The sequence below is a fragment of the Nostoc sp. genome (assembly GCF_036918015.1).
GTDB lineage: Bacteria > Cyanobacteriota > Cyanobacteriia > Cyanobacteriales > Nostocaceae > Nostoc.
Window position 1 is genome coordinate 76,109 of record NZ_JBALEO010000070.1, and the last position, 23,472, is coordinate 99,580.

General features: G+C 41.5%; 20 protein-coding genes. 11 read left to right on the forward strand and 9 right to left on the reverse strand.

The window, feature by feature from the left end; genetic code table 11:
* Positions 1 to 273: 273 nt before the first annotated feature.
* The 3 genes from V7K61_RS18590 to V7K61_RS18600 all read left to right on the forward strand — a co-directional run bounded on the left by V7K61_RS18590 (position 274) and on the right by V7K61_RS18600 (position 4,499).
* Positions 274 to 1,644, forward strand: a complete 1,371-nt coding sequence (locus tag V7K61_RS18590; protein WP_335055417.1) for a serine/threonine-protein kinase — start codon at positions 274 to 276, stop codon at positions 1,642 to 1,644.
* 75 nt (positions 1,645 to 1,719) lie between these two features.
* On the forward strand, positions 1,720 to 3,183 hold the full coding sequence (locus V7K61_RS18595) for an ABC transporter substrate-binding protein (RefSeq protein ID WP_335055419.1): 1,464 nt from the start codon (positions 1,720 to 1,722) through the stop codon (positions 3,181 to 3,183).
* Between the two features lie 263 nt (positions 3,184 to 3,446).
* A complete protein-coding gene (locus V7K61_RS18600; protein WP_335055421.1) occupies positions 3,447 to 4,499 on the forward strand; it encodes a hemerythrin domain-containing protein in 1,053 nt (350 codons plus the stop codon).
* Positions 4,500 to 4,580: 81 nt separating this feature from the next.
* Here V7K61_RS18600 and V7K61_RS18605 read toward each other — a convergent pair whose 3' ends face one another.
* The 7 genes from V7K61_RS18605 to V7K61_RS18635 all read right to left on the reverse strand — a co-directional run bounded on the left by V7K61_RS18605 (position 4,581) and on the right by V7K61_RS18635 (position 12,638).
* Positions 4,581 to 5,765, reverse strand: a complete 1,185-nt coding sequence (locus tag V7K61_RS18605) for a M20 family metallopeptidase (RefSeq protein ID WP_335055456.1) — start codon at positions 5,763 to 5,765, stop codon at positions 4,581 to 4,583.
* 199 nt (positions 5,766 to 5,964) lie between these two features.
* Positions 5,965 to 6,528 (reverse strand): pentapeptide repeat-containing protein, encoded by a 564-nt coding sequence (locus tag V7K61_RS18610; protein ID WP_335055423.1) that lies wholly within the window; start codon positions 6,526 to 6,528, stop codon positions 5,965 to 5,967.
* 414 nt (positions 6,529 to 6,942) lie between these two features.
* Positions 6,943 to 8,703, reverse strand: a complete 1,761-nt coding sequence (locus V7K61_RS18615; RefSeq protein ID WP_335055425.1) for a serine/threonine protein kinase — start codon at positions 8,701 to 8,703, stop codon at positions 6,943 to 6,945.
* Between the two features lie 242 nt (positions 8,704 to 8,945).
* Positions 8,946 to 9,134: a 30S ribosomal protein S21 gene (gene rpsU, locus V7K61_RS18620; protein WP_012407716.1), complete on the reverse strand. Its 189-nt coding sequence runs from the start codon at positions 9,132 to 9,134 to the stop codon at positions 8,946 to 8,948.
* Between the two features lie 116 nt (positions 9,135 to 9,250).
* Positions 9,251 to 9,583 carry an RNA recognition motif domain-containing protein gene (locus tag V7K61_RS18625; RefSeq protein ID WP_094351322.1) on the reverse strand — a complete coding sequence of 111 codons (333 nt, stop codon included), beginning with the start codon at positions 9,581 to 9,583 and terminating at the stop codon, positions 9,251 to 9,253.
* A gap of 665 nt (positions 9,584 to 10,248) precedes the next feature.
* Positions 10,249 to 11,907: a tetratricopeptide repeat protein gene (locus V7K61_RS18630; RefSeq protein WP_335055427.1), complete on the reverse strand. Its 1,659-nt coding sequence runs from the start codon at positions 11,905 to 11,907 to the stop codon at positions 10,249 to 10,251.
* A 107-nt stretch (positions 11,908 to 12,014) separates the two neighbouring features.
* Entirely contained in the window at positions 12,015 to 12,638 is a 624-nt protein-coding gene (locus tag V7K61_RS18635; RefSeq protein ID WP_335055429.1) for an SMI1/KNR4 family protein, read from the reverse strand.
* Positions 12,639 to 13,119: 481 nt separating this feature from the next.
* Here V7K61_RS18635 and V7K61_RS18640 point away from each other — a divergent pair, with 481 nt between their 5' ends.
* A complete protein-coding gene (locus V7K61_RS18640; protein ID WP_292713664.1) occupies positions 13,120 to 13,302 on the forward strand; it encodes a CsbD family protein in 183 nt (60 codons plus the stop codon).
* Between the two features lie 145 nt (positions 13,303 to 13,447).
* Here the strand turns inward: V7K61_RS18640 and V7K61_RS18645 are convergent, their stop codons facing one another.
* The gene (locus V7K61_RS18645) at positions 13,448 to 14,542 is read right to left on the reverse strand and encodes a hybrid sensor histidine kinase/response regulator (RefSeq protein ID WP_335055431.1); all 1,095 of its coding nucleotides are present in this window, start codon (positions 14,540 to 14,542) and stop codon (positions 13,448 to 13,450) included.
* Positions 14,543 to 15,129: 587 nt separating this feature from the next.
* On the opposite strand from V7K61_RS18645, the gene V7K61_RS18650 reads away from it, so the two are divergent.
* From V7K61_RS18650 to V7K61_RS18660, 3 genes are all read left to right on the forward strand, one after another.
* Positions 15,130 to 15,849 (forward strand): response regulator transcription factor, encoded by a 720-nt coding sequence (locus V7K61_RS18650; protein WP_335055433.1) that lies wholly within the window; start codon positions 15,130 to 15,132, stop codon positions 15,847 to 15,849.
* Positions 15,850 to 16,035: 186 nt separating this feature from the next.
* Positions 16,036 to 17,724 carry an NAD(P)H-quinone oxidoreductase subunit 4 gene (locus V7K61_RS18655; RefSeq protein ID WP_335055435.1) on the forward strand — a complete coding sequence of 563 codons (1,689 nt, stop codon included), beginning with the start codon at positions 16,036 to 16,038 and terminating at the stop codon, positions 17,722 to 17,724.
* Between the two features lie 144 nt (positions 17,725 to 17,868).
* On the forward strand, positions 17,869 to 19,005 hold the full coding sequence (locus tag V7K61_RS18660; RefSeq protein WP_335055437.1) for a three-Cys-motif partner protein TcmP: 1,137 nt from the start codon (positions 17,869 to 17,871) through the stop codon (positions 19,003 to 19,005).
* Here V7K61_RS18660 and V7K61_RS18665 read toward each other — a convergent pair.
* Positions 18,995 to 19,771 carry a DUF5131 family protein gene (locus V7K61_RS18665; protein WP_335055438.1) on the reverse strand — a complete coding sequence of 259 codons (777 nt, stop codon included), beginning with the start codon at positions 19,769 to 19,771 and terminating at the stop codon, positions 18,995 to 18,997. The two genes, V7K61_RS18660 and V7K61_RS18665, sit on opposite strands and share 11 nt — an antisense overlap.
* Before the next feature lie 308 nt (positions 19,772 to 20,079).
* On the opposite strand from V7K61_RS18665, the gene thrB reads away from it, so the two are divergent.
* From thrB to V7K61_RS18685, 4 genes are all read left to right on the forward strand, one after another.
* On the forward strand, positions 20,080 to 20,994 hold the full coding sequence (gene thrB / locus V7K61_RS18670; RefSeq protein ID WP_335055439.1) for a homoserine kinase: 915 nt from the start codon (positions 20,080 to 20,082) through the stop codon (positions 20,992 to 20,994).
* Between the two features lie 29 nt (positions 20,995 to 21,023).
* Positions 21,024 to 21,536 carry a hypothetical protein gene (locus V7K61_RS18675; RefSeq protein WP_335055440.1) on the forward strand — a complete coding sequence of 171 codons (513 nt, stop codon included), beginning with the start codon at positions 21,024 to 21,026 and terminating at the stop codon, positions 21,534 to 21,536.
* Positions 21,537 to 22,011: 475 nt separating this feature from the next.
* On the forward strand, positions 22,012 to 22,551 hold the full coding sequence (locus V7K61_RS18680; RefSeq protein WP_335055458.1) for a universal stress protein: 540 nt from the start codon (positions 22,012 to 22,014) through the stop codon (positions 22,549 to 22,551).
* A gap of 289 nt (positions 22,552 to 22,840) precedes the next feature.
* Positions 22,841 to 23,206, forward strand: coding sequence for a DOPA 4,5-dioxygenase family protein (locus V7K61_RS18685; protein WP_335055442.1), 366 nt, complete (start codon positions 22,841 to 22,843; stop codon positions 23,204 to 23,206).
* Positions 23,207 to 23,472 lie beyond the last annotated feature (266 nt).

Here is a 23,472-nt window from a genome sequence, read left to right on the forward strand (position 1 = left end):
TGGGATGGAAGAGAAGCGATCGCCAAGTCTGGTTTTTCTTGACTAGAATGGGGTGGGTATCTCTACAAAAATATTCAACTTACACAGAATTCTCACAATGTAGAGCGAGGTTAATTGTTTAACAGAGTAAGAAGCGATGTCTACGATGGTCACTGAGCTTGCCGAAGTGCGGGCTACGCCTACGTCATTGTCTATGTAGAGACTTTACAATGTAACGCCTCTAGGGAATTTAAGGTATATTCTAAAAACTAATAAAATGACAGCGATAATTATATGGTCTGCTGCCTAAATCCTAATTGCGAGAATCCCCAAAATCCTGACGGGGCAAATTTCTGCCTCAGTTGTGGCACAGAGTTGGTATCGCTATTGAGAAATCGTTACCGAATCATCTCACCATTAGGGAGAGGAGGGTTTGCACGCACATATATCGCCGAAGATATAGACAAGCTCAATGAACGATGTGTTGTTAAGCAATTGGTTCTAAGTCAATTTTATGGCAGTCAGGGTAGTCAGGCACATAAAAAAGCGACTGAGTTGTTTGAACGAGAGGCCAAACGTCTCAAAGAATTAGGAGAACATCTCCAAATTCCCAATTTGTATGCATATTTTAAGGAAGCTGAATATTTGTATTTAGTGCAGCAGTTTATCGAAGGACAAAATCTATTGCAAGAGTTAAAACAGCAGGGGGTTTTTAATGAAGCCAAGATTCGAGATTTTTTAAAAGACTTATTATCTGTACTGGTAGACATACATCAACAACAAGTAATTCACCGCGATCTTAAGCCAGAAAATATTATTCGCCGTCAAAATGATGGAAAATTAGTACTAATTGATTTTGGTGTGGCAAAGCAAAAGACGGAACCTACAAATACTACGATAGGGACAATTATTGGTTCATTAGGTTATGCACCAATTGAGCAAATGCAAGCGGGTAAAGTTTTTCTGTCTAGTGATATCTACAGTTTAGGAATAACTTGCTTTCAGTTGCTGACTAATATCTCTCCTTCGAGTTTGTGGATGAAACAAGGCTATGGTTGGACTTCTAATTGGCGGCAGCATTTAACGCAACCCATAAGTCAAGAATTAGAGATGATTCTTAATAAGTCACTACAAGAAAATCACGAACAGCGTTATCAATCTGCACAGGCTGTTTTACAAGATTTGAATAAGTTGCCACCGCTAAGGTATACATCGGCTCCTACAGTTATTCCACCTACTATGCGATCGAGATCGCAACCACAAAATCAACATCAATCAACTCGATATTTACCACAATTCTCTAACAGCAAATTATTGTCTGGAGCAATAATAGCTGGATCGGGTAGTTCATTTTTAGCGATCGCACTTATAAGTTTTCTCGGAACTACTTGGATTAGCTCTGCATTGTGGCTACTAATTTTAGGAGGATTAGTCTTTATTCAATCTCGCCCACTTCTGGACAAAGCTTATTTAATTCTTATTGCTATCATTGCAAATTTACTCGTTGTCTTTACTTTCAGAAATCTCCTAACCAATAATCTTCTCAAAGCTGGTTTAAATGGGCTGCTACTCGTAGGATTGCTAGTTATTTTGGCAGGTTTATTTACAGTTATTATTGTCGGGGTGTCTGAAATAATTAACAAACTGATTGCTAAATATCTTTAATTTTTTGGTTTTACTCAATCGTCATAAATCTCTTTATTACAGATAAATTTTGTAAAATTTGGATAATCATTATTCATGACAAATAAAAAAGAAAACTTGAGACTGCTTATTTCTCTTGGTATAGCTGGGGTAATGGTAGCAGCTATTTTATGGTTAATTAGCAAAGTTTCTTCTACTATCGTAACAACATCATCAGACCCCACACAAACTTCATCTTCATTTACAAATAAGTCGTCATTAATGAATTTGGGTACAAGGATTTTGGTGAAAGTGCAAACATCCCCTGAAAAAATAGATGGAGTTAAAGCTTTTGCTGATAAAGATTTTAGTACTGCCGTTAATAAATTTACTGATTCTCTGAAAAATAATCCCAACGATCCAGAAACTTTAATTTATTTAAACAATGCCAAAATAGCACGAGATAATTTAGAAGCAATAAAAGTTGCGATTGTCGCACCAATTAGCTTCGATCCTAGTTTAGCAGAAGAGATTTTACGCGGTGTCGCTCAAGCTCAAAATGAAGTTAATAACCAAGGAGGAATTAATGGTAAAAAATTGCAAATTGTAATTGCAAGTGCTGATAATAGAGAAGATTCTGCACGCTTAGATAATGAATTAGCTCAAGATAAAAGCCTTGTAGCTGCTGTGGGTGTTAGACGTAAAGCAGAAATATATAAAGAGAAAGGTTTGGTTTTAGTCTTACCCGTCGAGCTACCAAATCAAGCAGAAAATCCCGAAAAATTAGATAATAATACAATAAATAGTCAGCCTAATAATTCCACAAGTAACTACTTATTTCACGTAAATCCGTTATATGATAATTTAGTAGATACTCATTCTCGCTACATTGCTCGACAAGCAAGAAATGTTGCTGTTTGTGGTGATATTCGTAGTTCAAGAGATAATTCAACCTCTTCATCAAATCAGATACTTGTAGAACAGTACACTCAAGCTATCAAAAAATATGGCAGCAACGTTATTAGTACGCCTTGCAATTTAGCCGATAAGAATTTTGACCCTAAAGCTTTTGTGGATAAAGCCATAGAAACAGAAAATGCAAGTGGCTTTTTACTAATGCCTTCAATCAGAAATATATACTTTGCCACCAAGGTAGCACAAGAGGTTAAAGGGAGAAAGCCACTGTTTGCTTCTGAAACTATGTACAGCGCTACAACTTTACAAAATGGCAAGGATCTTGAAGGAATGGTATTACCTGTATATTGGCATCGTGATGCTAATAAAGATAACCCATTTGCAAAAAATGCCTTTCAACTTTGGAATGGCCAAGTAAATCAGAGAACGGCGGGAGCTTATGATGCACTCCAAGCAATTATTGCTGGCTTAAAAGAAGACAGTACCCGCGAAGGATTACAAAGGGTATTATCTAATCCCAATTTTTCAACATCTGGAGCAACCGGAATGATTCAGTTTTCGCCCTCCGGGGAGCGTCAAGGAGAAGCAATGCTAGTCAAAATTGAGCGTTGTGAGTCTTGCTCTAGTGGGACTGGTTACGATTTTGCCCTCTTGAATAAGAAGTAGTTTTTTTAATGTTAATTTTCATTCTAAAGATATAGATTGCTTTCAAATAGGTAATCTATTCAATTTTAATGTAATACTAAATTGCTTGATTTGATGGCAATCAAAAATAGAACCGATCGCTCCAATTTTTATCTAACGAAAAGTTTTTTTCTCTACCCATAGTTGTGAGTGCGATCGCTCAAAAGAAAGATGGAATCTCCCTAACCTCTGTGTCAAGGTTATATCAGTAAGAATTACGAACACTTTGCCGACGGAGAACACAGATGGTAACTACTTTAGATGATACGAAACGCAATGCTATTGCCGTAAAACTTGCAAGTCTTAAAGCTCTCCAACAGTTGGTCATCGAAAATGAACAATCGCTTTTGACGCAAGGGCTTGATGCTGAAATTGCCGATCGCATCCGAAATTTCATAAATGACGATCAAAAAAACCTTGGTATTTTGGAAACCGTAATTGGTCAATATGGGATTCAAGCCGAACCCAAAAAAAATGTTACACAATTCATTGAAAAAGCTCGCGAATTGTTCAAAGGTTCTGAGTTGAGCCTCTATGAAAAAGTCTCCCAGCATGAATTGTTGAAACATCAAGTAGTAATGAGTGGCTTGATAGTTCACAAAGCTGCTCAAAAAGTTGGCGCTGATGTCTTGCTAGCGATCGCACCTTTGAATACCATTAACTTTGAGAACCGCGCTCACCAAGAGCAACTCAAAGGCATTCTAGAAATTCTGGGTGTCCGCGAACTCACTGGACAAGATGCAGATCAAGGAATTTGGGCACGTGTTCAAGACGCTTTGGCCGCAGTCAGTGGTGTGGTAGGTAGTGCTGTAACCCAAAACAGCGACAAAAAGGATCTAAATATCCAAGATGTCATCCGCCTCGATCACAACAAGGTAAATACCCTGTTCACCGAACTACTACAAAGCAATGATCCACAGAAGATCCAAGAGTACTTCGGTCAAATTTACAAGGATTTAAGTGCCCACGCTGAAGCTGAAGAGGAAGTAGTCTACCCCACAGTACGTCCTTTCTACGGTCAAGATAACACCCAAGAATTGTTTGATGAACAAGCTCATGCCAAGCAGGCGTTAGAAGAAATTAAGGCTCTTAGCCCATCTTCACCTCAATTCAAAGAAAAAGTTAAACAGTTGATGGATGCTATTGGCGACCATATTCGTCAAGAAGAAAGCACAATGTTTGCTGCCATTCGCAACAACTTAAGCACTGAGCAAACCGAACAACTGGCGACTGAATTCAAAGCTGCTAAGACCAAAATTCAAGAGAAATTGGGCGTTGTTAGCGAATCCAATGTGTAGGATGCTTTCGGGCTTTCTATATCCGCTAAAAAAGGTTAGTTAAATAAAAACTCCCAGCAGATAAATGCTGGGAGTTTTTATTTACAAATTTTGCTGACAGTATTTATAAGCTGTGTATGCCATAGTTACAACCCCAGTGATAATAGCAGATTCATCGACTTCAAATTGGGGATGGTGTAAAGGGTGGTTAATGATTCTTTCTTTGTAGCCGACACCCAAGCGAAACATGGAACCGGGGACGTGTTCCAAATACATCGAAAAATCTTCAGCACCAAGGGAGGGTTCGGGTAAGACTTGAACGCGATCGCTACTCCAAGCTTCTTCTGCGGCTGATTGTAACAATTGCGTCAGGGCGTAATCATTTTGGACGCTGGGTACACCTTGGCGATAATGGACTTGATATTTTGCTCCGTAGGTATGGCAAACATTAGATACAATGTTTTCAATCCAGTTTGGGAGATGGGCACGGGTTTCGGGATGGAGCGATCGCACGGTTCCCAATAATTGCACTTTATCCGCAATTATATTCGGCGCTCTACCACCATTAATTTTCCCTATGCTCAAGACTACAGGACGCAAAGGATTTTGCGTTCGGCTGATGGCTTGTTGCAGTGCAGTAATCACTTGGCAAGCAATCCAAATCGCATCAATCGCCTCATGGGGACGCGCCCCGTGTCCAGATTCTCCCATAATCAGAATCTCTAAATCATCAGCTGCGGCTGTCAATGCCCCGTAACGCACACCAATAGAACCTGCGGGTATAGAAGGGAAAACATGAACCCCTAATAAAGCTGAGACATTTTCCATCGCCCCATCTTTCACCATCCAGCTTGCCCCTTGAGCAATTTCCTCGGCTGGCTGAAATAAAAACCGCACTTTCCCACCCAACTCCTCAGCCATTTGGGACAGCACCATTGCCGTTCCTAACCCCACAGTGGTATGGACATCGTGACCGCAAGCGTGCATAATCCCATCTTCACGAGAGGCATATTCTAAATTAGTACCCTCTTGAATGGGCAAGGCATCCATATCAGTGCGAATTGCCAATAAACGGCCATTTTGGCTAGTGCCTTGAAGTTCTCCAATCACGCCTGTTTTGCCAACTCCCTCTTGTACGTGCAGTCCACTGGAAGACAAAACACCAGCTACAAAAGCTGCTGTTTGGTACTCCTGACCGCTGAGTTCTGGGTGAGAGTGGATGTGGCGGCGAATTTCAATTAAGCGGGGCGCTAGTTTTGCTGCTAAGTCTTTTATATGGGTAAGCATCGATTCAATTAATCTATAGGCTTTTTTCCCATGATAAAGAACTGTTAACAAACAAAATGCTTTTGCTATACAAGCAGAGTAGCAGGGGAAGCATGGGGAGCAGGGGAGTAGGGGAAGCAGAGGAAGAAAAACTATTGATTATTGCCCAGTCCCCAGTCCCCAGTCCCCAGTCCCCAGTCCCCAGTCCCTAATGCTCAGTTTATTTTGAGTAGCAGGTTGTGCCTAAAGTATTTTCGGGTTTGAACTCATTGCATTCTCTGGGATTTTGACGCTCTAACGACCAGCCATAAGGTTTGTCGGAGGTGACGACACCATTATTTAAAGTTGTTAATCGGTAGTTAGCACCCCGAAAATTAGTAAATTGCAATTTGGCATCTTTTAAGTTTGCTGCTTCTAAATTGGCACTGATAAAGCCAGCAAAAGACAGATCGGCATTTTCCAGGGATGCTGATTTTAAATTTGCTCCTGTTAAAGAAGCACCATTGAGATTCGCCGAATTCAGAATCGCACCTTCTAAATTTGCACCGGTGAGATCGGCATTTGTGAGATTAGCTTGAGATAATGTAGCGGCGCTCAAGTCAGCCCCTCGCAAATTTGCTCCAGTTAGATTCAGCTTACTTAGGTCAGCACCACTCAAATTACACCGAGGACAGGCACTTGTTGCCTTCAACTGATCCAAGTCTAGCTGATTTAACGCAAGAGCCTGCTCTGCAAACCCTAAACAAGCTAACAGGGAGACGGTGGCAACAATCTTAAGTTTCATATTTTTTACTGATATTTACAAAAATGACAAGTTACGAACATCACGTACTGTCATCCTTACATATACTGCTTCTCTAAGGAAGTACAGGGATGAAGCATTGATTAAGAAGCTGTAAAAATACTATAAATTCTGATAGTAAGACTACTCAAACGGAAATATAGGCTATAGAATCAAATCGTAAGGAACTATACCGAACCAATTATAGACTACCAAATATGTGATCCCCCTAGCTCGATAAAAATACGACTAGGGGGATCTTGTTTTTATGGATTGGGAATGGGGCATTGGGTACAAGAGGCAGAGGAGCAGAGGGGCAGAGGGGAAAAACTTACTGCAACTTCTCCTCGGTAACAGAACGTAGCCGTTCGCGCAGCGTCTCGTAGAGAAGTGCTGCTCCCCTGCCTCCTGCCTTCTTCATCGCCATCCTAAAAGGCGCAATCCAGGGACAATTAGGTAATAACTCACTCCTAACCAGAAGCTGATAAAGAAGCCTACAGAGCCAAAAAAAGTCAGAGGCAAGTATAACTCTGACCAGGCTGGTTGACTGGTAAATTGGAAAATTGGAGGTGCTAACTTCAAAAGAATTAAAACTGCATAGGCGATCGCACTACCAAAAGCCGCGAACACAGCGTACACTACATGATGGCTGCGAAGTCCTAAACTCAAGGTGAGTAGGCAAACTGACACTAAAATCACTGCCATTAAGCCCTCGCCGCTATCTTTTGGGGTGATTAATTGCAAAATTAACCAGCCGAAGCCATAGCTAATTATGCCCATCAGGGAAGCTACTAAAAACCGCCGCCGTTGACCAAAACACCCGGATACAGTCAGTCCCCATGCGGTTCCCCAGCCTGCGGCGACGAACACCAAAATATCTGCCCCGAAGACGGGTTGAGTATTTGGCACTAATTGATTTAGCTGACTCCCAATCAATTCCACAATCTGAGGCCCCAAGCTGGTACGATAGGCCAAAATAAAACCAGCGATCGCACCAAAACAAGCGCCGATACTACTCAGTACGATCGCCCAAATCGTCGCCAAACAAGCTCGGAAAATTTTAATGATTGTCTGAGCGATAAAAATAACGGTTTTGGTGACAGCTAGGCTAAAGTTAGCTAAAACTTGTTCAATAGCTTGTGTTGTCAGTGTAAATCTCTGGGAAACTTGCGTTGAGGCTTGCTTAATCTTGTCTTGCAGTTGAGCAAATAACCCTGGCGGCGGTAATGGTTGAGAAATCTTCGCCAAACGTTTTTGAATTATAGCTGCATTTGCTGGACGCGATCGCACATCCTCCTGCACCATCTCATCCAGCAAATCGGCTAGTTGCGGGTTGACATTCACCGCAGTTCGCCAGCGCAATTTACCCGTTTGCTGATCTTCCAACTCTAGCGGGTATTTGCCTGTTAATAGTTCGATCACCGTTCGACCAAGGGCATAAAAATCGGCACTTGGCCCAACAATACCTCCAATCACTTGTTCTGGCGGACTGTAGCCAGAAGAAAATAATCGTGTGGAACTAGACTTAGAACGCAGCTTAGAGGCGCTAAATTGTTTTGCCCCGCCAAAATCAATTAACACCAAGCGATCGCCCTCTGCTTGCCCTGGAGACGGGGTTACAGATGGTGAAGATGTACCCAGCATTAAATTAGAAGGTTTGATATCCCGATGAAGAATCTGACGTTTGTGTAATTCTTGTAAAATCTGCACAGCTTGGGCAAACCAGTTTAAAACCAAACTCTCTGGACACCCTTGGGGAAACTTTTTTAATATCTCCTCTAAAGTCCGCCCATTGATTTTTTCCATTACCAGACAAGGCAGTTGGTGCGGTTTGGGGTTAAACAGTTGTACCTGAAAATACCCTTCGGCATCGACTCTGGGGACACCCGGATGCTGCAAACTGGATAAAACTGCCGCTTCTTGGGTAAATAATTCCAGTGCCTTGGGCGAATCTTCTACCAATACTTTCAATACTTTCTCGGTTTGAGTTGTTTCATCCCAAACTGTGTAGATTTGAGCAAATCCTCCCGATCCTAATGGCTGAAGTGGAACATAGCGGTCTAACAACTCTAGCGGTGCGCCACAGCTGTTGCAAAATTTGTTTCCCCAAGGCTGAGGATAAGGACGTTGACAATCAGGATTTATGCAGTGAACCGCACTCTGAGTGATGTGGGACACAACCGCTACAATACAAAGGCTGACTTGATTTTAGCGTTTCTTTAGGTTTCCTGATTTTAAAATAGACAAAAGAAAAACCCTCATAGAATCTATGAGGGAATTCATTCATATTTACAGCGGATTTCCAGGAAGGTAAAGTACACAAGCTAAGTCTCAAAGCAAGGTATAAAGCCTGTTTGACTTCTGAATTCTGAATTCTGAATTTTGAATTCTGACTCCTGAATTCTGCCGTATCTCAACCCTTAATTACGAAAACTTCTCTTACTTTGTCTGTGCTTGGCAACTTCTTTGCGCTTGCGTTTTTCTAAGGGTGTTTCAAAATGACGATGCTTTCTCATGTCTGGGAAAATTCCCGCCTTGGAAACTTCTCGTTTAAATCGTCGTAAGGCTGATTCAATGTGTTCATTGTCACCTACAATTACTTGGGTCATTATTTCTCCTACTAAGTTGACTTCATCAATGGCTATGCAGGCGGTAACATTACAAAAAAAAGACAGACTCTTGTTTGTCTGACCTTAAGACTCTTGGTAAGTTTTTGTTTCCAAGGTTAGTATCGTCCGCCACCGCCACCGCCACCGCCGCGGTTGCCGTATCCTCCTCTGTTACCACCACCAAAGGAACCTCTATCGCCTCTGTCTTCCTTGGGTTTAGCCTTATTCACTTTCAGGTCACGACCCATCCACTCAGCACCGTCAAGAGCTTCAATGGCAGCAGTTTCTTCAGCTTCAGTTCCCATTTCCACAAAAGCAAAGCCGCGCGGACGACCTGTTTCACGGTCAGTAGGTACTTGAACGCGCTTTACAGTACCATATTCTGCAAAAATACCACTTAAATCTTCTTGTGTAACATCATAAGAGAGGTTACCTACATAAATTGACATCGATTCTCTCCAAAATCATCACTGTGTAGAGATTTTAATTTCTCTCAGAAGTCTGTAAATACTAAAAGGAAAAAGCCTTTCAATACTAAAACCAAAGACATCACCGAATTAACTCTCATAAATCTAGGATGACATACGAGCCAACTCTTTGCACCCAGTAGATAGTTAACCGGTGAGGCGATCGCACCTAAGCGATCGCCCGCCCCCACATACCCTAAGTACAATCCACCGCAAAAAGGGGTTGGAAATGGAATAAGATAAATTCTGTAGGGTGATATAGAAAATCAGACATACAGGGGCGCATCTTTAATATCCGAATTGAACGTTTGACTGCATTCACCATGAAGCATTACTTCAAAATTTTAATACGAAAGGCAGAGTCAGGCAACAAATATAAAACTATTGTGACTTGTCCTGTTTTGGAGAACCTGCTATAAAACCAACTGCGATGCTTACAGCGGCAAGCATCGCAGTCTTTTTCTTTGGCGCTAGCCCCTCCTTTTAGAAAAGGGGAGTAAGTGGCGTAACATCATGTTCGGCTAAGGGATTTCCAAATAAAAAAATATCCAATTAACTCTTGTGGGGTGGGCGTCTCGCCCGCCCAGTTTATATGGCGCTCATGTTGCCCACCCCACAATATTGGATAATTTATTTCTTGGAGTTCCCTAATTAACCAAAGTTGCAATCTTAAGTTGCCGAACATCACCTTTCCAAGCTGTCTCCAATTCAGCTTTGACAAGTTGAGCGGCCTCATCTTTGCCTAGTGCCTGCAAACTTGCCTGCAAGCCAAATAGAGAACGTCCATTATGGGGATATTTTTTTAAATCGGCACGAAAGACTTTCTCAGCTTCTCTATAGTCACCCTTAGCCAAAAGCACAGCACCCAAAGATTCCCGCGTCGGAAAATACCAGTCTGGTGGTTCCACGTAATCGAGGGCATCTTCTGCTGCCACCGCTTTTTCTAGCAATAAAATGGCAGATTCATAATCATGCTTTTCTCTAGCAATTTTGGCGTCTAGAACTTTTGAGGCAATGTCTAAAATACTACTGGCTGGACTGAATCCAATGGTTGCCGCGGTGGAAATTCCCTGTTTGGCAGCCAGTAATGCCCGACTTTCACTTGCTGCATCTTCAAGTTTACCTGTGGCTGCGCTTGCCATCCCGCGAGCAAAATGCCAAAGTGCTGAGGTAGTGGGCAATTTAGCTTCGGGAGCAGGAGTTTTTAAGATGGCATCCCAATCACTAAAGCGTGTCTGAATCAGCATTTTGCTGCCGAGGAATCCCTCAAGCATTGGTGCATACGGGTCAATTGCAGTAGCATTTGCAACTAATTTTTCTGCGGATTTCAGAGCATCTTCATATCTTCCTGCCATGCTACTAGCCACCATGAGGAAATGTACGTTGTGGTTGTAATACATCATGGGGTAAGTACCCTGGACTTGATATTTTTTGATGTAAATATCATCTTGAGCGATCGCCTGCTTGTTTGCCTGCATTGCTCCTTCATAATCTCCCACACGAAAATAAATATGACTTGGCATATGTACCAAGTGTCCTGCCGCTGGCGCTAGAGTTCCGAGTCGGTTAGCGCTGGCAAGGGCCCGTTCTGGAGAAGGTGAGGCTTCTACTGCATGGATATAGTAATGATTAGCTCCTGCATGATTCGGGTTACGTTTGAGAACTGATTCTAAAACAGCTACAATTTCTTCTGTATCTGGCTGTGGCTTACCATCTTTAGCCCAGTGCTGCCAAGGATGCAGATCCATCAGGCTTTCAGCGTAAAGTGTCGCCGCATCCAAATCATCAGGATAGCGCTTGACTAGGTTTCCCATTGCTTTGGCGTAGTAAAGCGCTAGCTGATACAAATCAGCATCGGCATCTTCAGAGTAACGTTTTGCTAAGGCGGTAATGTAGTCTCGTTCTTGGGTGGAAGCTTCAGTAGAAAGGGCCAAAGCTTGCTGTACCGCTTGGTAAGCAGCTAATTCCCGATTGGGGTCTATTTCTGAATTAATGTTGGGCCCCAAGGCTAAAGCAACACCCCAATATGCGATCGCTAAATGCGGATCGAGTTTGGCAGCGTATTCAAAAGAACGCACCGCCTCATCATGATTAAAAGCGTAAATTAAATTTAATCCCTGATCGAAAAACTCTTGGGCTTGGGGATTAGAAGTAGAAACTGGATGATGGATTGTGCCAAGTCCAGATATTAAGTTGTATGGCTGTTTTACTTCAGCGTAGACGGAAAGCGGCTTGTTGTCAGACATCGCTGCATTAGGAGCGACTAAAGAGAGTATAAGCACCCAAACTAGAAATAAGTACTTCATTGTCCATATTCTTTTTTTCAAGTTCAGCACTTTTCTTATTCATATTCAAATACCACAGTTTCTCTAAGGAAGCAATTTGTTTTTATCCAGCTTCATCTTTACTGTAATTATGAGTTATATTTTCGATATATCTCTTTTTCAAGTTCCAGCTTTTCTTCATCTATTCGGATTATCATGTCATCGTCTTCTCCATCTTTATCTGGTAGAAGTTGATATAAACCAAACTCACAACACTCTGCAATTACAGATATCATACTGATGAGATTTTTATATGTTATTACTGAATCATCAAGGCAACCAACATCCCAAAGATAAACCGGAGATGGATCGAGATCGCCGACTACATAAAGCCTTCTTTTAGTCTCATATTCAGCAATAGGAAACCATTTTTGGTTCCAATATGCATCATCGTAGTTAGTTGCTTCTCCTATACTTTTATAAATATAAACTGAATCTTGCAAGGAACAAAAAGAACAAATGACATCGGCTTTTAATTGCTCAGGAAACAAAAAATAGAGTGGTAGATAGCCATTGTTATAACCAAGATCGGCGGTTCCATTGCGCCATTGATAAAGTTCGTATAATTCTTCGGATAACCGGAATGGTAAATCCTTAGTAATTTCATCAATCTGCTGGCGAGTTAAACCTGGATTGTAACAATCAAAGAAATCAAGATTGCTAGATTTTAACCAATTCAAAATATATTGAAGCTCGTCCGTAAGTTCAGACATCTAACTAACCTCATTCAGTGATTAAAGACGAAAGTATTTTTAACCATCTCGTCTAATTTACCCAGAATTGAGTCCGCGGACTCGCTCTAAGCGATCGCGTCTCTCCTTGGGAGAAGAGAAGGCTTTATACTGCACTATCGATCACCAACTTGGAAGCCTCCGCACCCCGTTGACATATTTACCATATCCAGTGGTAATAAGCCAAGTTGCGGTTTATCATCGCTATCTATCTGAAGTTATAAATTATTTTGTCTCAAGATGGAAGAATAGAATGTTACCTTTCCTTCTTTTGGATATTACTTGAATTCCTAAAGATGAATTTGAAGGTTAAATAATTATGTACAACGGACACAAATATTCTTCATAAAAACATCGTCAGATAGAAGAATTAAAAGTTGTCTAAAAGTAATCTATAGATATTGCAGCGCTTTTCGAGCGAGCAACAACAAATCACCACTTAACATCCTTTAGGAACAAAAAAATGAGTATTGAAGATAAAGCAAAAGCTTTTGCTAAAAACATCGAAGGAAAAGTACAAGAAGCAATTGGCGAAGTAACTGGCGATCCTAAAGATAAAGCCGAAGGGAAAGCAAAACAAGCTGAAGCTCAAGTCCGCAACACTGCTGAGAATATCAAAGATGAAGTTAAAAAGACTTTAGATTAGTACAAGCAAAAATTTCCCTACCTTTAATAATTTGCTCGAATAGAGGCAATTCATAAATTGCCTCTATTTGTCTGACTAATTGAGATAGTAGCTGTCCCCATGTTGTTCCAGAAATTGATAAGTAATAATTTTTGTCTGTCTACTTTTAGTTTTCGCCAGCTAAAGGTAGACGTATAGTGAATGTACTACCCTGCCCTGGTTCAGATGTCACATCGATTGTGCCTTGATGCGCTTCGATAATACAGCGAGATAGATATAGTCCCAAACCACTACCAGAACGCTGGTGTTTACCTTGACGAAATCGCTCGAATAATATTGCCTGATCTTGTTTAGAAATTCCTGGCCCTGTATCTTGGATATCAATAGTCACAGCTACCGGAGTTAGATAGCAGTGAATATCTACAGAACCCTTGTCTGTAAACTTGATGGCATTGCCGATAATATTTGTCAAAACTCGCCGCAGTTCTATGCGATCGCCCATGATGGTGCTTGCAGTTTCACCTCGATCAATATTTACAGCTAATCCTTTCTCTTCAGCTAAGGGAGTTAATTCTTGGGAAACTTCACTAACTAATTCCTGAATATTGCAGGGAGAAATTTTTAAAGTTTTACAGCCCGCTTCATGACGATAAACTTCTAGCAAGGTATTTACCATTTCCAGCAGGTCTTGATTGCTGCCAATCATGGTATCAATTATCTCTTGCAATTGTGGCGAAACATCGCAAAACCTGCCTTCTAGCAATAATTTTAATACGCGGTTGGAGGCTACTAAGGGTATACGTAAATCGTGAGTAAAACGCGAGACAAAATCTGCCCGGAGGTTCGCCATCTGATCTCGTTCGTCGATACTATGCTTGAGACGCAGGAGCGATCGCACCCTTGCATGTAGTTCATCAGGATCGAATGGTTTGCGAATGAAGTCATCTGCACCAGCGTCTAGTCCTTCAACAACGCTAGACTCATAGTGAGCCGTGAGCAGCAGAATCGGGATAAATGGCAACGCCGGATTCTGTCGGATGCGCCGAGTAAATTCATAGCCATCTAGCTCCGGCATCATCACATCTAAGAGAATTATGTCTGGCGGTGACTCTTCAACCATAGCCAGAGCAATCTTACTATCTTCTACTAAGCTAATTTCATAGTCCTCATCTTCTAGGACTGCTTCTAAGACGAGTAGATTGTCAAAAACATCATCGACAACGAGAATTTTATCTTTTTTGACAGTTTTAGGTAAAGACATGGCTAAATAAAAAAGATGTGCTTGGCTATCCCTAGCAAATCTAGTAATAGCTTACTTCACCAGCGCTGAGATTATTAAGGATTAACATTTTCTTTTAGAGTTTCCTGAGTTAAATACCTTTTATCTACGTAATCAAACTGATTATTTCTTTGTGGTATGTGCTATTTATTTGACAGAGTATTCTTTTTGTAAGTATATTAGCCGCCTAAATTATCCAATTAATATGAGTGCCTGGGTAGTAGAGTGAGTTATTTTAGTCGCTTTTATGTGCATAAGACCGCTCAAAGCAAGGATAACTACTTAATAATCACCTACTTTCACTTGCTACCAGATTGTTCATGAAAAATTTTTTAGCATAAAACATCGAGCTTCAGGTTAATGTATAAAAATATTTTTTGATTGAATTATATTGTCATATCGAAACTCTTGCCTTAGAAAAGCTTACGAGATAAGGTTATCTATGTCTAATGGTAGATGAAGTTCAGGGAATAATACCAAACGCATTGCTTTTTGTATAAGATCCCGAATAGAAGAACGAGATTATTTTAATCTGTACTTTAGATAAATAACAGTAAAGTTAAGCAACTATGAGTGAAATCAAGATCCTTGTGATTGAAGATCACAACCTGACAAGAATCGGCTTGCGGTCTGCCTTACAAACTCAGCCAGAGTTTAACATTGTTGGTGAAGCAGCCAATGCAGCCGACGGCATCAAGCTTCTGAAAACTCTCAAGCCAGATGTTGCTACTATTGACATTGGTTTGCCTGACATGGATGGTATTGAGCTAACACGCACATTTAGGCAATATCAGGCAGAGAATGAGGACTACACAACAAAGCTGCTAATTTTAACGATGCAAAATAGCGAACAAGCAGTTTTAGCAGCATTTGCAGCAGGTGCAGATTCTTATTGCATGAAGGATATAGAAACTGAGAAACTAGTAGAGGCTGTGCAAACGACTTATGCAGGTAGCTCATGGATCGATCCAGCGATCGCAGACCTTGTACTACAACAAATACGTCAAGATTTCCCCGATGGCAACAGAGGCGCATCTGGAAAAAGAGTCTTAATTGAAGGTATTGACGCAGATACTGAGAAAAGTATAGTCAGCTATCCTTTAACTCATAGAGAGATGGATGTTTTAGAGTTGATTGTCGCTGGCTGCGACAATGCAGAAATTGCGAAAAGGCTCTATTTAACAGTCGGTACTGTCAAAACTCATGTTCGAGGTATTCTCAATAAACTCTGTGTCGCTGATAGGACACAAGCTGCTGTCCGTGCGTTGCGGGCGGGATTAGTACCGTGAGCAAGTAAGTAACCATCATCAACTGCGTACACAAGAACACTTAACAAATAAAAATATTTCTTTCCCAGTCTCCAGTGAATTGTTTTTTGGTCAAAGCAGTTAACTGGGACAAAGATTTATTAAGAAATTGTTACAAAGTTTAGTAGAATGACATAATTGACTAAATAAGTATTTTTCTATACATACATGATAGCGGATCAATTTCCCTGGCTTACCGCGATTGTCTTACTGCCACTTGTTGCTTCCCTGCTCATCCCTGTATTGCCTGATAAAGATGGTAAGCGCGTGCGGTGGTATGCACTGGGTGTAGGTATTGCAGATTTTGCCTTGATGTGCTATGCGTTTTGGAAGCATTACGATGCCAGCAGTGCTAGTTTTCAAATGGTGGAAAATTATGCCTGGATACCTCAGTTAGGTTTTAACTGGGCGGTATCAGTCGATGGGCTTTCAGCGCCACTTGTGCTTTTAGCCGGATTTGTCACCACACTCTCGATATTTTCAGCTTGGCAAGTCGATCACCGACCCCGCCTCTTCTATTTTTTAATGCTAGTGCTGTATTCGGCACAGGTAGGGGTGTTTGTTGCTAAAGACTTGCTGCTATTTTTCATCATGTGGGAAGTAGAACTGATTCCCGTCTATCTACTAGTCTGCATTTGGGGTGGGCAAAGGCGTCGTTATGCGGCTACGAAATTTTTGTTGTATACCGCAGCTGCTTCTATATTTATTTTAGTGGCAGCCCTGGCAATGGGGCTATACGGCGGCGGTGATATGACATTTGACATCACCGCCCTCGCCAGCAAAGAATATCCCCTTGGTCTACAATTGCTACTTTATGCAGGATTGTTGATTGCATTTGGTGTCAAGCTTGCTGTTTTCCCCATGCATACTTGGTTGCCTGATGCCCACGGCGAAGCATCCTCTCCTGTATCGATGATATTAGCTGGTGTGTTGCTGAAGATGGGCGGATATGGACTGATTCGCCTGAATCTGGAACTACTTCCCGATGCACACATTTATTTTGCGCCGGTTCTAGCCATTCTCGGTGTTGTCAATATTATCTATGGTGCATTGAACTCCTTTGCTCAGACCAATATGAAGCGGCGTTTGGCTTATTCGTCGATTTCTCACATGGGGTTTGTATTGCTTGGGATTGCCTCCTTCACTGATTTGGGAATCAACGGCGCGATGTTGCAGATGATTTCGCATGGTTTAATTGCATCGGTGCTGTTCTTCTTAGCAGGTGTTACTTACGATCGCACCCACACAATGGTAATGAAAGATATGGGCGGTATTGGTCAAGCCATGCCCAAAGTCTTTGCCCTGTTTACAATCGGCGCGATGGCATCTCTGGCACTTCCCGGTATGAGCGGCTTTGCTGGCGAACTCTCGGTATTTGTTGGGATGACAAGCAGTGACGTTTACAGTTCAACTTTCTGCACCGTCACAGTTTTTCTCGCCGCAGTTGGAGTTATCCTCACACCGATTTATCTACTTTCCATGCTGCGAGAGGTGTTTTATGGTAAAGATGCAGCACTGCTATGCGACATTAATAATGCAAGCTTGGAAAATCAAGAAGATGACGGAACAGTTTGTTTTGGTACAGACTGCTTCGTGCCAGAAGATGCAGTCTACGAGGATGCTAGACCCCGTGAGGTATTTATCGCCGCCTGTTTTCTGTTGATGATTATTGGTATTGGTTTCTATCCCAAGATGGCGATGCAGATGTACGATGTGAAGACCGTTGCAGTCAATACTAATCTTCGCCAGTCTTATGCCATAGTGTCGCAAAGCAATCCTCAGATTTATGCTAAGGGACTCTTGGTTCCGCAAATTTCCGAGGTTGAGGTAGCGCCCGTTTTGGGAACTTTGAAGTAAGCTTTTTGACCACTAAACTTGTCGAAAAGAGCGATATATAGTAGAGTCACCACGCGCCTAGCTCTTTTATTAGCAGATAACTTTGACCAAACACTTTACGCAGCCTACAATTAGTGTATTAGATTATATACACGTAGGTTGCGTATGAGTACTACTTCCTTCTTTGATGAACAGAAAGAGCAATCTTTAATAAAAGCTAGAATTGTTGAGAAATATTTTTGGGCTTGGGCAAAAGTAATAATCGGAACTATTAAAAAGCTTGAAAGTGAAGGTAGAGAAGTTGATCCAAGAATTGCCTACATAGACCTTTTTGCAGGACCAGGTCGATACAAAGATGGTTCAAAATCAACACCAATAAAAGTTTTAGAAACTGGGATTTCTAACCCAGATATGCAAAATAGGCTCGTGACAGTATTTAATGATGTTGATGCAGAAAATATCAGTTCTCTTCATGAAGCTATAAATTTAATTCCTGGTATTGAAGATTTTAAATATAAGCCTCAAGTAATCAATCATGAAGTTGGGGAAAATATTGTCAACACATTTAACGAGCGAAAGTTAGTCCCTACATTGTTTTTTGTAGATCCGTGGGGATATAAGGGATTATCGCTAAAACTTATTAACTCAGTTGTAAAGAACTGGGGGTGTGATTGTATTTTCTTTTTTAATTACAACCGCATCAATATGGGTTTAGGGAACGCAGTTGTTGAAGAACACATGAATGCGCTATTTGGAAAAATACGAGCCGATCAAGTACGCCAACAACTAAAAACACTTAAACCAGAAGAACGAGAGTTAACAGTTGTAGAGGCAATTTGTGAAGCTCTCAAAGAAATGGGTGGAGAGTATGTTCTACCTTTTCGCTTCAAACATGAGAATGGGAAACGAACTAGTCATCATTTAATCTTCGTGAGTAAGCACGTGAAAGGCTATAAAATCATGAAAGACATAATGGCAAAAGAGAGTTCTGAACAAAATCAAGGTGTGCCTTCTTTTGAATACAATCCAGCCACCTGTAGACAACCGTTACTTTTTGAATTTTATCGTCCTCTTGATGACTTAGAAGAAATGCTCTTGGATACATTTGCAGGTCAAACAATAACCATGCTAGAAATTTACGATCAGCATCATGTTGGCAGGCGTTATATTAGCAAAAACTATAAAGCTGCTCTTAATAATCTTGAAGCTAAGGGTAACATTACAGCAGATCCACCTGCTAATAAAAGAAGAAAGAATCAATTTGCAGATTCGGTTAAAGTTACATTTCCATCTAAGCAGTAATTACCAAACTTTCTTTTTTACCTGCTAATTTCAGTGGAGTATTCCCCCATACCTTTTGATGCTGCTTCCAAGCATCAGGCATTTCATCCCATATTTGACCATCCAGCAACCTACCTCCAGCCTTAGAAGTTCTGCCGCCAATCTGCTTGAAAAAGAATGCAACTTGTGCTGCTTGACACTGGTCATGAATATCTTTTACCCACTCAGTTTTTAGAGGGCGATGTTTTTGTCCAGACTCTCCACCAACAATAACCCAGTGAATATCTGTTAATTCAAGATTCAATTCACCTAAAAGTGGTTCACACGAAAGAAAGCGGACAGTCGCGGGAACTTGGCGAAGAAAGTTAACACGATGAACATAGTTTTGATTTTCGACTGACACACCTAACCAGATATTTTCACGAAATTCTAGTTCAGAAGCCAACTCAACTAACCGTTCCGGTCGTTTGGTTAATATTTGATATATGTGCCAAGGCGTTTCATGAATAACTTTAAAGACCTTTTTAATGAAATCAAGAGGTACATCTTCATGAAAAAGGTCGCTCATTGAATTCACAAATATTCTACTTGGAGTACGCCACTTTAAAGGTTCTGCTAACCTTTCCGGGTGTAAAGTTAAATCAAATCCATTCTTGAAGTTATTAGGAAAACGTTTAGTGAGAGCTTCTGCATAGCAATGCAAACAACCTGGACTAATCTTGTTACAACCAGTAGTTGGGTTCCAAGTTTTATCTGTCCACTCAATACCTGTGTGCGCACTAGACATATTACATAACCTTGTAAATTACAAATTCTGCAAATTATACTTTTTGGGATCTGTGTTTTTTATAGTGTATCTGTACTATAACAGAACTCACGATAATCTCATCAATGTAGATGGGGTGGAGCGATCGCACAATCCAAGCATTTAAATTCCCATAATAGAATTTTGCTAGAGCCACAAGCACTGAAACTCAAGGCTCGGAGGATGGATTAAGGAACAGTAAATCAAAGTATCCCCAGTAACGCTTAAAAACTCGCCCCAAACTGCTACCAATACATGGGATGCTAGTTGATGATTACTGAGTTTTACCAATGTCTGTTGTTTCTAGCATCACTGTTACCGTTCCCGCCACAACTGCGAATTTGGGGCCAGGTTTTGATTGCATCGGTGCAGCATTAAAGCTGTACAACGAGTTCAAGTTCACTCGCCTAGAAGAGGGTGGGCTAACTATTCATGTAACTGGTACAGAAGCTGAACGAGTTCAAACTGATGAGAGCAATCTCCTTTACCAAGCGTTTGTCAAGTTCTATCAACACATAGAGCAGACACCGCCGATTGTGAAAATAGAGATTAAGTTAGGTGTCCCGTTGTCCAGGGGTTTGGGTAGTTCGGCGACAGCAATTGTTGGTGGATTGGTTGCAGCTAATCAACTTGAGGGTGCAACTCTGTCTCAGTCGCAGGTGATGGAGTTAGCGATCGCAATGGAAGGACATCCTGATAATGTAGTTCCAGCTTTCTTGGGAGGATGTCGTCTCGCTGCTACCAGTGGCGCAGGTTGGGAAATTTGTGATGTTCCCTGGCATAAAGATGTTGTACCAGTTGTGGCTATTCCTAATTTTGAACTTTCTACTTCCAAGGCGCGGGGCGTTCTCCCCACTGAGGTGAGTCGTGCGGATGCGATTTTCAATACGGCACATTTAGGCTTATTGTTGCGTGGCTTGGAAACTGGTAACGGACAATGGTTAAAGACAGCTTTACAAGATAAGTTGCATCAGCCCTATCGCAAAGCTTTGATTCCTGGTTATGATGCTCTCAACATCGCAGCTGTTAGTGCTGGTGCTTATGGTATGGTGATTAGTGGTGCGGGGCCGACACTGTTAGCTTTGGCGGATCAGTTACACTCAAAGGCTGTGGAGGCGGCGATGTTAGCTGCTTGGCAAGAAGAAGGAATTACAGCCGAGGTGCGATCGCTTTCTCTCGATACCCAAGGCGCAAAAAGCTTTTAATATTTTACTCAGCATTTAAAACTCGATTTATGGAGCAAACTCAGGCTGAAATAGCCGCACTTAACTCTCAAATTCAGGCTCTTTTAGAAGAACGCGCTGCACTCACTATAAAAAATAATGTCATCTCTGGCGAGAATGATTCACCCCAGGCGATGGTGGAAGCTTACCGCCGTCAAGCCAGAGAAAATGCCCAATTATCAGTTGAACTCCAGGGCATAGATGCAGCGATCACCGCCTTGGAAGGCAAGATAAAACAAAAACAAGGTAAGTTAGTGCGATCGCAAGGTGAATCCAAACAACTTATCCAACAGCAGCAGCTAGAGGAAGCCAAAGAAGTGGCTCAGGTTCATGCTGAACGCATTAATCAACTAGCAAGTGAACTGGCCGCAGAAGTTCGTTTTCTTAAGGCTTGTGCCAATCAACTGAGTCCAATGTATTGGCAGATTTATTACAAGCCGTTCATTACTGGCTTTAAGACAATCTCCGTTCCCTATGTCCGCTCTGATGGAGAAGTGTGGACAATTGTCAACCGGATTGTTTAATACTTTAGCCTTTGCGTTTGTATGCAATATATTGACTTCTCTCCTTTTAGGCTATCCATCAATACAGTTCAGTTAAGCAATTTTTTTCTTCTCTTTCTTCTCTCTCTGTGTCCTCTGCTGCCGCGCAGAGAACACAGAGAGAGAAGAAAGAGAGAGGGTTTTTGGGTCAGTTTTTAGGACATTTTTTTATTTGGAAGTCCCATAGTAACTTTGAGAAAGGGATTTAGGCTCAGGGCCCAAAGATATTTATTCTAAAATGAGATGCTCCCCGATCCTCAAAGATAAATGCTGGCTTTCCTCACAAGTTCCTCAAATTGTTTTGCTATAAATATAAATATAGGGCGAAAACCTTTAAGAGATTTAAAATTCAAAAGTCGCTAAACATAGTTGAGGGATTAGTCATTTTTGACAATCCAGCATCTGGAAAACCGAAACCGTAAAGACCAATTACCAATGAAATCGGAGGTCTATTATGATGTTTAAAAAGATTCTAGTTGCATTAGATCGCTCGGAAATAGGGCAACAGGTTTTTGAGGAAGCATTAGATTTAGCAAAGTTAACACAAGCTAGCTTAATGTTACTTCATGTCCTATCTTCCGAAGAAGAGGGTAGTCCTTATGCTCCTATGCTGTCTAATATGGACTACTATCCAGGATTGACCAGTCAAAGCTTTGAGTTATACCAACAACAGTGGGATACCTTTAAAAATTTAGGAATCCAGATGTTGCAATCTTTCTGTGCCCAAGCAAACACAGCAGGTGTGACTACGGAATTTACACAAAATGTTGGTAATCCTGGTCGCATTATTTGTGATTTAGCCCATAGTTGTAACGCTGACCTAATTGTTATGGGGCGTCGGGGTCATTCTCGGCTGATGGAACTATTTCTCGGTAGTGTGAGTAACTACGTTCTTCACCATGCTCCTTGTTCAGTGCATGTTGTGCATCTTTCAGTTACTCCTAAAATAGATGAAGTTGTCAAACTACAAGCGCTTTCAGCGTCAACTAACCACTAAGCTATTCCACATTTAACTTGCATAATTAGGGTGGGCAAAACTTCGGCGCGATCGCTACTTCTGTGCGAGAGGCTATGCTAACGATAACGCTCAGTGTGCTGCCTACCCCATAAAAGTTAGTTATCTCAATCAATGATCTCTGTAAATTGAATCTCCAACAACCGATCTCTAACTACACTGTATTGGGCTAAAATTGAGCGTAGGCGTAGCCCATCGTAGATATGGCTTTTTTAGTAAGAAATAAAAAGTCCGCTACCCAAAATTAGAGTTGAGAGCGAAAAGTGGATCTATGGAAGAAGATACTATCGAGATCGCTGGTTTTCATGCTCATGTTTACTTCGATCCTGCGAGTCGGGATGCAGCTGCGCGTGTACGCGAAGGATTAGGCGCTAGGTTTGACGTGCAACTCGGACGCTGGTTTGACAAGCCCATCGGGCCCCATCCAAAAGCGATGTATCAAGTTGCTTTCTTACCGAATCAGTTTGATAAAGTTGTTCCTTGGTTAATGCTCAATCGTGAGGGATTGGATATTCTCGTCCATCCTGAGACAGGGAATGCTGTGGCAGACCACGCAGTTCATTCCCTATGGTTAGGAGAAAAGCTAGATTTAAATATTGAGTTTCTTCAACAGCTTAGTCCGACTTTATCCAATTAAGGAAATTGAGAAGGCAGAAGGCAGTAGGCAGAAAGGAAACCCCATAAATAAATTTAGGGGATTCAATAGGGACGCAGTAAATATGCGCTGTGCGTCTCGAAATACATATTTTTTCTTTTTTTCATAAATAAATTTAGGGGCTTTAAACCCTTGATTGCTGAGGGAAAAATTAGGTTGAGTCGATGGGGGATATTATTCCCCGCATCTCTCAGTTAAATCTGGGCGTGCGACTTTCACCGCACCCAGCTTCCGATGTTCTCAGCTTG

Coding starts and splice junctions, on each gene's coding strand:
- V7K61_RS18590 (WP_335055417.1), top strand. CDS start 274: ATGGTCTGCTGCCTAAATCCTAATTGCGAGAATCCCCAAAATCCTGAC.
- V7K61_RS18595 (WP_335055419.1), top strand. CDS start 1,720: ATGACAAATAAAAAAGAAAACTTGAGACTGCTTATTTCTCTTGGTATA.
- V7K61_RS18600 (WP_335055421.1), top strand. CDS start 3,447: ATGGTAACTACTTTAGATGATACGAAACGCAATGCTATTGCCGTAAAA.
- V7K61_RS18605 (WP_335055456.1), bottom strand. CDS start 5,765: ATGCTTACCCATATAAAAGACTTAGCAGCAAAACTAGCGCCCCGCTTA.
- V7K61_RS18610 (WP_335055423.1), bottom strand. CDS start 6,528: ATGAAACTTAAGATTGTTGCCACCGTCTCCCTGTTAGCTTGTTTAGGG.
- rpsU (WP_012407716.1), bottom strand. CDS start 9,134: ATGACCCAAGTAATTGTAGGTGACAATGAACACATTGAATCAGCCTTA.
- V7K61_RS18625 (WP_094351322.1), bottom strand. CDS start 9,583: ATGTCAATTTATGTAGGTAACCTCTCTTATGATGTTACACAAGAAGAT.
- V7K61_RS18630 (WP_335055427.1), bottom strand. CDS start 11,907: ATGAAGTACTTATTTCTAGTTTGGGTGCTTATACTCTCTTTAGTCGCT.
- V7K61_RS18635 (WP_335055429.1), bottom strand. CDS start 12,638: ATGTCTGAACTTACGGACGAGCTTCAATATATTTTGAATTGGTTAAAA.
- V7K61_RS18640 (WP_292713664.1), top strand. CDS start 13,120: ATGAGTATTGAAGATAAAGCAAAAGCTTTTGCTAAAAACATCGAAGGA.
- V7K61_RS18645 (WP_335055431.1), bottom strand. CDS start 14,542: ATGTCTTTACCTAAAACTGTCAAAAAAGATAAAATTCTCGTTGTCGAT.
- V7K61_RS18650 (WP_335055433.1), top strand. CDS start 15,130: ATGAGTGAAATCAAGATCCTTGTGATTGAAGATCACAACCTGACAAGA.
- V7K61_RS18655 (WP_335055435.1), top strand. CDS start 16,036: ATGATAGCGGATCAATTTCCCTGGCTTACCGCGATTGTCTTACTGCCA.
- V7K61_RS18660 (WP_335055437.1), top strand. CDS start 17,869: ATGAGTACTACTTCCTTCTTTGATGAACAGAAAGAGCAATCTTTAATA.
- V7K61_RS18665 (WP_335055438.1), bottom strand. CDS start 19,771: ATGTCTAGTGCGCACACAGGTATTGAGTGGACAGATAAAACTTGGAAC.
- thrB (WP_335055439.1), top strand. CDS start 20,080: ATGTCTGTTGTTTCTAGCATCACTGTTACCGTTCCCGCCACAACTGCG.
- V7K61_RS18675 (WP_335055440.1), top strand. CDS start 21,024: ATGGAGCAAACTCAGGCTGAAATAGCCGCACTTAACTCTCAAATTCAG.
- V7K61_RS18680 (WP_335055458.1), top strand. CDS start 22,012: ATGTTTAAAAAGATTCTAGTTGCATTAGATCGCTCGGAAATAGGGCAA.
- V7K61_RS18685 (WP_335055442.1), top strand. CDS start 22,841: ATGGAAGAAGATACTATCGAGATCGCTGGTTTTCATGCTCATGTTTAC.